Source organism: Streptomyces sp. UNOB3_S3, from assembly GCF_020740895.1.
In the GTDB taxonomy this organism is placed as follows: Bacteria; Actinomycetota; Actinomycetes; order Streptomycetales; family Streptomycetaceae; genus Streptomyces.
In genome coordinates, this window is record NZ_JAILXP010000288.1 from 1 (window position 1) to 9398 (window position 9398).

Annotated in this window: 6 protein-coding genes and 1 pseudogene; 3 read left to right on the forward strand and 4 right to left on the reverse strand. The window is 75.0% G+C overall.

The window, feature by feature from the left end; translation table 11 throughout:
• The coding region (locus K6I33_RS25965; protein ID WP_229356956.1) for an FAD-dependent oxidoreductase at positions 1-1500 on the forward strand (1500 nt) is incomplete at its 5' end.
• A gap of 30 nt (positions 1501-1530) precedes the next feature.
• Here K6I33_RS25965 and K6I33_RS25970 read toward each other — a convergent pair.
• From K6I33_RS25970 to K6I33_RS25985, 4 genes are all read right to left on the reverse strand, one after another.
• Positions 1531-3213, reverse strand: coding sequence for a DUF885 domain-containing protein (locus K6I33_RS25970; RefSeq protein ID WP_229356957.1), 1683 nt, complete (start codon positions 3211-3213; stop codon positions 1531-1533).
• 182 nt (positions 3214-3395) lie between these two features.
• Positions 3396-4172 carry a hypothetical protein gene (locus tag K6I33_RS25975; protein ID WP_229356958.1) on the reverse strand — a complete coding sequence of 259 codons (777 nt, stop codon included), beginning with the start codon at positions 4170-4172 and terminating at the stop codon, positions 3396-3398.
• Positions 4173-4317: 145 nt separating this feature from the next.
• On the reverse strand, positions 4318-5967 hold the full coding sequence (locus K6I33_RS25980) for a metallophosphoesterase family protein (protein WP_229356959.1): 1650 nt from the start codon (positions 5965-5967) through the stop codon (positions 4318-4320).
• A 112-nt stretch (positions 5968-6079) separates the two neighbouring features.
• Entirely contained in the window at positions 6080-6646 is a 567-nt protein-coding gene (locus K6I33_RS25985) for a DJ-1/PfpI family protein (RefSeq protein ID WP_229356960.1), read from the reverse strand.
• A 202-nt stretch (positions 6647-6848) separates the two neighbouring features.
• On the opposite strand from K6I33_RS25985, the gene K6I33_RS25990 reads away from it, so the two are divergent.
• A complete protein-coding gene (locus tag K6I33_RS25990; protein WP_229356961.1) occupies positions 6849-7913 on the forward strand; it encodes a radical SAM protein in 1065 nt (354 codons plus the stop codon).
• 27 nt (positions 7914-7940) lie between these two features.
• A pseudogene (locus tag K6I33_RS25995) lies at positions 7941-9398 on the forward strand (protein kinase); the annotation flags it as partial.

Here is a 9398-nt window from a genome sequence, read left to right on the forward strand (position 1 = left end):
GCTCAGCCCGGCCGCGCCACCGCCCTGACGTCCGGCCTCACCGTGGACGTCGCCGTCGTCGGCGGTGGCGCGGCCGGGCTGAGCACCGCGTGGGAGCTGATCGAGGCCGGGCGCTCGGTCGTCGTGCTGGAGGCCGGGCGCCTCGCCACCGGGAGCGCCGGCCGCGCCACCGCCCAGGTGACCGCGCTCCACCCCCTCGGCTACGCCGGGCTGGCCCGGACGCGGGGCGCCGAGGCCGCGCGGCTGTGCGCCCGTTCCCTGGCCGAGGCGGTCGACCGGGTCGGCGACATCGCGACGGCGCTGCGCGCCCACTGCGACCTGGAGCGGCTCCCGGCCCACGCCTACACCACCGGCACGACCGGCCACGAGGACCTGCGGGCGGAGGCCGAGGCGGCCCGCGCGGCGGGCCTCGCCGCCTCCTACACCACGGACACCGGACTGCCCTTCACGGTCACCGGCGCCGTGCGCGTCGAGGACCAGGCACAGCTCCACCCCCGCCGCTATCTGCTCGCCCTCGCCCACGACATCCTGGCCCGCGGCGGCCGCCTCCACGAGAACACCCGGGTGACCGGGCTGAAGGAGGGCACACCCTGCCGGGTGACGACCGAGCACGGCGCCGTCGTCACCGCGGCGGACGTGATCGTCGCCACCCACCACCCCGTCCTCGACCGCTTCCTGCTCTCGCCCCGCCTCTCGTCGCGCCGCGAACTCGTGGTGGCCGCCACACTGCCCGCCGGGGACGACCCCGGCGGCATGTACGTCACCGGGGAGGACGGCGGCCGGTCGGTGCGCACCGCCCCGTACGACGGGGAGCGACGGCTGCTGATCGTCACGGGCGAGGGCTCCGCCCCCGGGGAGCCGGACGTGGCCCGGCGGTTCGACCGGCTCGTCCACTGGACCGCGGAGCGCTTCCCGAACGCCCGGATCCTCCACCACTGGACGGCCCAGGACCACGCGTCCGCCGACGGGGTGCCGTTCGTCGGACCCCGCCGCCCCGGCTCCGCGCACGCCTACGTCGCCACGGGGTTCGGCGGCTGGGGCCTGAGCGGCGCCGTCATGGCCGGCCGGCTGCTGACGGAGCTCGTCGTCGGACGGACGATCCCCTCGTGGGCCGGCCTGTACGACCCGTGGCGACCGGGCCGCGTGGCGCGCGGAGCACCCGCCGCGCTCAGGAACCAGATGGCCTTCGGGCGCCGCTTCCTGACGGACCGGCTGCGCTCCGGGCACCCGGCCGCGGAGGCGGACGTGCCGCCCGGCGGCGGGGCCGTCGTCCGCGTCGGCGGCCGGCGGTGCGCGGTCCACCGGCAGGAGGACGGCACCGTGCGCGCCGTCTCCGCCCGCTGCACCCACCTGGGCTGCCTGGTGGCGTTCAACGCCGTCGAACGGACCTGGGAGTGCCCCTGCCACGGCTCCCGCTTCGCACCCGACGGGACCGTCCTCGACGGCCCCGCGACCCGGCCCCTGGAGGCCCGGGAGATCCACGACGCCGGCGACCGGTGACCCGGTGGCATGGCCGGGCCGCCGGCCGGTTCACAGCGCCGCGAGCTCGCGCTCCAGGTCGTCCAGGCCCAGGGAACCCAGCGCGAGCGCCTTCATGTGCCACTCCTTGAGGGAGAACGCGGCACCGTGCCGGGCGCGCGCGGCCGCCCGGCCCCGCAGCCAGGCGCGCTCGCCCAGCTTGTAGCCGATGGCCTGCCCCGGCCTGCCCAGATAGCGGGTGATCTCGCTGTCGAGGTAGTCGGCGGAGCGGCCCGAGTGGCGGCCGAGGAACTCCCGCGCCAGGCCCGGCGTCCAGCGCTCCCCGGGGTGGAACGGCGAGTGACGGGGGATCTCCAGCCCCAGGTGCGTGCCGATGTCGATGACGACGCGGACGGCGCGCATCATCTGGGCGTCGAGATGACCGAGCCGGCGCGCCGGGTCCGTGAGGAAACCCAGCTCGTCCATGAGCCGCTCCGCGTACAGCGCCCACCCCTCGACGGTGGCACCGACCTTGCCCACCTTCGTCTGGTACCGGGACAGGCTCCCGGCGGCCAGCGTCCACTGGGCCAGCTGGAGGTGATGCCCCGGCACCCCCTCGTGGTACCACGTCGACACCAGGCCGTGGACGGGGAACCGGGTCCGGCCCAGCGTCGGCAGCCAGGTGCGCCCCGGGCGGGAGAAGTCCAGCGCGGGCTGGGTGTAGTACGGCGCGGCGGCACCACCCGGGGGCGCGATGCGCGACTCCACGCGCTTGACCTGCTCGGCCAGTTCGAAGTGGGTGCCGTCCAGCGCCGCGATCGCCTCGCCCATCAGCTCCTGGAGCCACCCCCGGACCTCCTCGACGCCCTCGACGGCCTGCCCGTGCCGGTCCAGCCAGGACATCGCCTCCCACGGCGAAGCGGCCCCGGGCAGCACCTTCTCCGCCTCGGCGCGCATCTCCTCCCGCAGCCGGTGGAATTCGTCCCAGCCGTACGCGTAGGCCTCGTCGAGGTCGAGGCGGGTCCCGTTCCAGACGCGGGCGGCCCGTACGTACCGCTCGGGGCCCACCACGTCCGGGGCGCCGGCGACCGCGGCGGCGTAGCGGTCCCGGAACCAGTCCCGCGTCTCCGCGGCGGCCGCCGTCGCCACCTCCGCGGCCGCCGCCAGCTCGCCCCGCAGGGACTCGGGGCCGTCGGCGGTGAACACGGCGAACCCCCCGATGGCCAGCCACTCCGTCAGCTGGGCCACGGTGGCGGCCACTTGCCGGGGCCCCGCGGGCAACCCCCGTCGCGCACCCTCGGCGAGCGAGGCGCGGTACCCCTCCAGCGCGCCGGGCACCGCCCGCAGCCGCTGGGCGAGGGCGGCCCAGTCGTCCTCGGTGTTCGTCGGCATGAGGGCGAAGATCTTGCGGACGCGGTGCAGCGGTGAGGAGATGTTGTCGACCCGGCGCAGTTCCTCACCCGCCTCGTACTCGTCGAGCCCGGCGGTCAGCCGCTCGCGCAGGAGCCCCGCGCAGCGCCGCTCCACGCCCCCGTCCCCGCCCGGGAGCGCCTCGGCGGCGGAGAGCCGCGTCAGGGTGGTGCGGGCGAGGGCGGCCATGGCGTCGTGCCCGTCGGGGGAGAGGTCCGGCAGCCGTCCCGAACTCAGCGGGTCGCCCATGAACGTTCCCACGATCGGGTCGAGCCGGATGAGGGCGTCGACGTACGCGTCGGCGACCTGCCGGGGAAGCGGTGTGTCCATGGCTGCGTCGGTCATACCGGCTCCCTGAGTCACCCGGCGGCGCGCCTCGCCGCTCGCCTCTCACCCTGCCCAGCCGTCAGGCCGGTGACGCGCGGGCACCGGCGTACGGCGTGGATTCCCGCCAGGTGCCTCCGGGTGCCCGACGGGCGCGGCGCGGCGCCGGAGCCCGGGGGCTCCGGCGCCGGCGGCCTCATCGGTCAGACCCCCGCCACGACGTCCTCACCGGCCGCACCGGGTACGGCTTCCGGGGCGGCGGCGCCGGCGGTGCCGGGGGCCGTGTAGAACACCGACTTCTGCTGCCGTTCGCGCTCCACGTCCCCCGTCGAGACGAGGGACTCCAGTGCGTTGCGCACCACCTGGGTGCTGGCGGCGCGCCCGGGGTGGGCCTCCTCCAGCTCCTTGGTGACCTCGCCGGCCGTGCGCGGCTCGTGGTGCCGGGCGAGCAGCTCCAGGACCAGCTCCCGGCGCGTGGGGCCGGTCCTCCTGCCGTTCTCCGCCGCCTTCTCCGCCGCCTTCGCCTCCGGCTTCTCCGCCGGTTCGGCGGTGGTCCCGGCCCGTGCCGCCTTCGCCTTGCGGGCGCGCTGACCGGCGGCGGCCTTCTTCGCCCGGCGCGGCCGGGGCACGGCCTGCGGAGCGGCTTCCGGCGCCGGGGTGTCGCCCTCGGCGCTCCCGGTGCTCTCCGCGCCCTCGGCCGACGCCTCGGCCGGGGTGTCCGCCGGGGCTTCGGCCGGGGCGTCGGGCGAGGGCGCGGCCCCGGCGGGCCGCTCGTCCCGCGCCGTGGCGGGGGCCGTGGTGACCGTGCCCCGCATCGTGGACAGCCACGCGGCCTCGGTCTCCAACCGCTCCAGGCGCGACCGCAGTTCCGCGATCTTCGAGCGGATCGCCTCCCGCTCCTTGGTGTTGTTCTCCAGGTCGGCGGCGAACCGTGCCGCGTACCGCTCCTGGATGTTGGTGTCGCCGGATTCGTCGGTCACGGCAGCTCGCTCTCCTCGTAGCCGGTGTTGGTGCGGGATGTTACCCAGCCCGACCGGCCCGCGAGCGGGGTTGACCGAGGTACACCCGCTTTTTCGGCACGATGGTGTCACCCTTGACGGTTCTTCACCATGGCGCCCGCCCGTCTCAGGGCCGGTGGGCGTCGGAGCGCGGTCGTTCCAGGGTGAAGGTGTCGACCGGGGTGAGGTCGCCGTGGGGTCCGCCGAAGGTGTAGTACGTGACCCGGATGCGGGTCCGGCCCTCGCGGCGGTCGCCCGGGTCGACGTCGAAGGCGGCGAACCCGTGGGTGTACTTGCGGTCCTGGACCGCGGCCCAGGGAGCGTCCTCGGTGAGGTAGACCGGCTGCTTGTGGCCGGAGGGCGTCGTCCCGTCCTTCAGGCCCGTGAGGACCCGGGCGTGCGGGGTGTCGAACATGTCGTCCTGTGTGGTGGCGATGTTCCCGCCCGCGCCGATGATCATGTGGACGGTGCCCCTGCTGGTGTCGATCACGTCGGTACGGGTCGACACGGGGACGGGGGTGCGGGCGTCGTTCGGGAGCGTGCCGCGCACGGGGTGCGAGCGCTCGTAGTGGTGCTCGTGACCGCAGACGACCAGGTCGACGCCGTACTGGTCGAACAGCGGGCCCCACGCCTCGCGGATCCCCAGGTCGCTGCCCGCCGAACGGGTGCTGGAGATCATCGGCTGGTGCATGCACACCACGATCCAGTCGACGCCCCGGTCGGCGCGCGCCGCCTTCAACTCGCGCTCCAGCCAGCGGCGCTGGGCGCCCCCGGAGTAGCCGTGGATGTAGGTGTCGCCGCCGTCCTGGAGCGCGACGTCGTCGTTGGCGAGGCTGATGAAGCGCACCGCGCCGACGGTGAAGGCGTACCACATGCCCCGGGTCTCCTCGTCCGAGGCGGCGGACGAGCCCGGCAGCGCGAAGTACGTCTGGTAGCCGGCGGCGCCGATGGGCCCGTTGCCCTTCTCGTTCTCGTGGTTGCCCGCGCATGGCATCCAGGGGCGCAGCCGGGTGGAACGGCTGTTGTTGATGAACCAGTCCGCCCACGTCGCCGGCCGGCTCGTGCCCCACGCGCCCGCGACGGCCGCGTAGCAGAGGTCGCCGTTGACCAGGTTGAACAGCGGGGCGACCCGCTCCACGGCGGAGACGATGTCCGCGGACGCGGGTGAGCCGACCTGGCTGCTGCTGTACAGCGGGAAGCGGTTGACGGGGGAGGGGACGCCGTCCGGGAGATGGATGACCCGGCGCAGGTTGGGGGTGGCCTGGTCGCCGAAGCTGGTGAAGGTGAAGGCGGTGCGGCCGCGCGGCGCGGTGGTGAAGGAGCCGGTCTCCGGGGTCGCGCCGTCGTGGCCGGCCGAGTAGAGGTAAGTGGTCGCCGGGCGGAGGCCGGTGAGCCGGGCGTGGTGGACGTACACCTCCTCCTTCGACAGCCCGTCGCGGTACGTCCTCGTCTCGGCGTCGGCCACCCGGCCGTGCCCGCCGTCGGGCGAACCGAGCCGCACCCGTGGCCGGCGCACGGACTGCGGGGTGATCCAGGAGACGGTCATCTCGGTGGCGGGATCGGTGCCGAACTGCAGGTGCACCCCCAGCACGCCGGGCGCCCCCAGCCGGTGCGGCCGGGACTGCAACAGCGGGCCGGCGGACGGCTGTCCGGCGGAGGCCGTCGCGGCGGCCTCCGCCGGGGGCGGCGCGGCGGCGGCCTCCCCGGCGGTGCCGACCACCGAGGCCGCCGCCGCGGCGGAGGAACCCTTGAGCACGGATCTGCGACTGACCGCCATGGAACGCCCTTTTCCGGTGGGGAGGTTGTGGGAGAAGGGCACTGTAGGCGATCGGCACCGGACCGAACCGTGACCGTGATCACGACAAAACGGGGAATGTACCCGTCCGTTGTCAGGACTTGACGGGCGCCTGCTCGCGCAGCAGCCCGACGAAGGCACGCATCCACGCCGGGTGGTCGGGCCAGGCCCGGGCGGAGACGAGGTTGCCGTCCACCACCGCCTCCGCGTCCACGAACGTGCCGCCCGCCAGCCGCACCTCGGGCGCGCAGGCCGGATACGCGGCCGTGCGACGCCCGTCGAGCACCCCGGCCGCCGCCAGGGCCAGCGCGCCGTGGCAGATCTGCGCGACGGGCTTGGCGACGGTGAAGAAGTGCCGCACGATCCGCAGGAAGTCCTCGTCCAGCCGCAGGTACTCGGGCGCGCGCCCACCGGGGATCACCAGGGCCGCGTAGTCGTCCGGGGCCACGTCCGCGAACGCGACGTCGGCGCTCCAGGAGTGCCCGGGCTTCTCGGTGTAGGTGTCGAAGCCCTCCGCGAAGTCGTGCACCACGAACTGGAGCTTCTTCACGGACGGCGCGGCGATGTCCACCTCGTACCCCTCCTCCAGCAGCCGCTGATAGGGGTAGAGGACCTCCAGGTCCTCCGCGGCGTCGCCGGTGACGATCAGGACCTTGGGCATGGGGTGCTCCTTCGGCTCGGTACCGCTGTGACAGCCGGGTATCCCTACCCGGCCGCCGCGGCGGGGACGCCCGGACACCGGCGACGGCTCGCGGGCGCGATCGGTTCACCCCGGTCCGCTCAGCGGAACGGCCGTCGCCGGGCGCCGCCGCCGCGGCTACGGTGAACCCCGTCCACACGCCCTCACGGGACGGGAGTGCGCGGTGAAGGAAAACAGCGGCGGCCCCACGGACATCATCTGGGAGATCACCTACGCGTGTCCCCTGAGATGTTCGCACTGCTACTCGGAGTCCGGCAGACGGCCGTCCCGGCACCTCAAGGGCGAGCGGCTCCTGGAGCTGACCGACGCCCTGATCGCCCTGCGCCCCCGCAACGTCGTCCTGGCGGGCGGCGAACCCCTCGTGGTGAAGGGCGTCCTCGACGTCGCCCGGCGCTTCACCGACGCCGGTGTGCGGACCGCCCTCTACACCAGCGGGTGGAACATCGACCGGGCGAAGGCCGAAGCGATCCTGACGACCTTTCCGCGCACCGCCGTGAGCCTCGACGGCACCACGGCCGAGGTCCACAACCGCATCAGGGGCCGCGACCGCTCCTTCGACCGGGCCATGAACGCGCTGCGCTTCCTGGACGAGGCCTCCCGCGAGCTCACCGCCCGGGACGTCGCCCACGGCACGTTCGGCATCGACTGCTCCGTCATGCGCAGCAACCTCGGCCAGCTCGACGAGTTCTGTGCCCGGATAGCCCCGCTCTTCCCCGCGATGCGCACCCTCGTCTTCGGCCTGACCGTGCCCGGCGGGCTCGCCAGCCGGGAGGAGTTCGCCGAACACGAACTCCTCGACGACGAGCAGGTCGCCCGGCTGACCGGCCGGGAGCGCACCCGGCAGCTGCGCTCCCTCGCCCCGGCCGGGCTGAGCGTCATGGTCGACGACAACATGCGGCTGCTCATGCGCCCCGACGACATCGCCGCCAACGGCGTCCCGCCCGTCCTGCAGGTGGAACCGGACGGCGACGTCCGCGCCATGTCGTCCTACCTGGGCACCGTCGCCAACGTGCTGCGCGACGCCCCGGAGACCATCTGGGAGCGCGTGGCGGCCCGGTGCGCCGACCCCTTCGTCGTCGAGACGCTCGGCGGCGTACGGACCATGGGGGAGTGGGCGGCGGCTGCCCGCCGCCTGGACCTGCGCTTCGGCAGCGCGGCCGACCGGGCCAGGATCGCCGCCCGGACCGCGACCGACCTGCTGCCCGCCCCCTCCCCGGCCCGGTCCTGAGCGCCGGCGCCGGCGGAGGACCCGACGATGGCGCACACGACGACGGGCACGGGTGAACCACCCACCGGAGTCCCCACGACCCGCCTCCCGGCACACCCGCCCGGCGCCCCGGGGACACCGGAGCGCGCCGGGAACGCGCTCCAGGACCGCGTCCGGTCCGTCCTCGCCGCCCACCGGCTCGACGACTGGCACCTGAGCACCGGAGCCTTCTGGTGCTCCGTCGCACCACCCGGGGGAACCACCCGCGTCCAGGGCTGGAAACTCCACCTCTCCGCCACCCCGCTGTCCGCCGGGACGGTCCTGGCCCGGGCGGCCGAGGTACTGGCCCGCCACCGCTGCGCGTACAAGTTCGCCGCCACACCCGCCCGGGTGGCGGAGCTGTGCTCCCGCGCCGCCGACCGCGCGGGCGGCGGCAAGTTCCTCACCGCCTACCCCGAGGACGACGGGCCCCGCCTGCGCGCCCTGGCCGCCGAACTGCACGACGCCACCCGGGGACTGGCCGGGCCCGGCATCCTCTCCGACCGCCCCTACCGCCCCGGCAGCCTCGTGCACTACCGCTACGGCGCCCACCGCGGGGTGACCGCCCTCGCCGACGACGCCACCCGCGCCGCCATGCTCAGGGCCCCCGACGGCTCACTGCGCCGGGACCGGCGCACCGCGTGGTTCGCCCCGCCCGACTGGGCACCCCGTGACCCCTTCACCGGGCCCGCCGAGGCCGGCGGCCCCACCACGCCCCGGCCCGTCCTCCTCGACGACCGCTACGTCGTCGAGGAGGTCATCCGGCACGCCTTCACCGGCGGGGTCTACCGCGCCACCGACCGGCACACCGGCACGACCGTCGTCGTCAAACAGGCCCGCCCCCACACGGACGCCACCCTCGCCGGGCGCGACATCCGCGACACACGGCGCCACGAGTACGCGATGCTGACGGAGTTCGCCGCCAGTGGCCTCACACCCCGCCCGGTCGCCCTCTTCGAGCAGCAAGGGGACCTCTTCCTCGTCCTGGAGGACCTCGCGGGCGTCACCCTCCGCCACTGGGTCGCGGACCGGCTCACCACCGGCGACGACGCGTGGGGCCTGCCGTACGACCTCGCCGTACGCCTGGCCCTCCAGCTGGTGGACCTCGTCGCCCACGTGCACGGCAAGGGCCATGTGCTCCGCGACCTCAACCCGGGCAACCTCCTGGTCACCGGGGACGACGAACTCCGCCTCATCGACCTGGAACTCCTCGTCCGCCACCGGGAACCCATCACCCGGGCCCACACCCCCGGCTACGCCGCCCCCGAGCAGCGCACCGCCCCGCCTGGCGCCGTCAGCTCCTTCGCCTCCGACCGCTACAGCCTCGGCGCCACCCTCCTCCACCTCGTCACCGGAGCGGAACCGCTGCTGGCCCCCGACGAACCGCCGGCGCGCACGGACCACCAGCGACTGGGGGAGTGGCTCGCCCACCTGGGCCGGGACAACCCCACGGCCCGCCGCCTCGCC

What these genes read in the sequence shown, in the direction of transcription:
- K6I33_RS25980 (WP_229356959.1), bottom strand. Translation starts at nt 5,967, where the DNA reads ATGGCGGTCAGTCGCAGATCCGTGCTCAAGGGTTCCTCCGCCGCGGCG.
- K6I33_RS25985 (WP_229356960.1), bottom strand. Translation starts at nt 6,646, where the DNA reads ATGCCCAAGGTCCTGATCGTCACCGGCGACGCCGCGGAGGACCTGGAG.
- K6I33_RS25970 (WP_229356957.1), bottom strand. Translation starts at nt 3,213, where the DNA reads ATGACCGACGCAGCCATGGACACACCGCTTCCCCGGCAGGTCGCCGAC.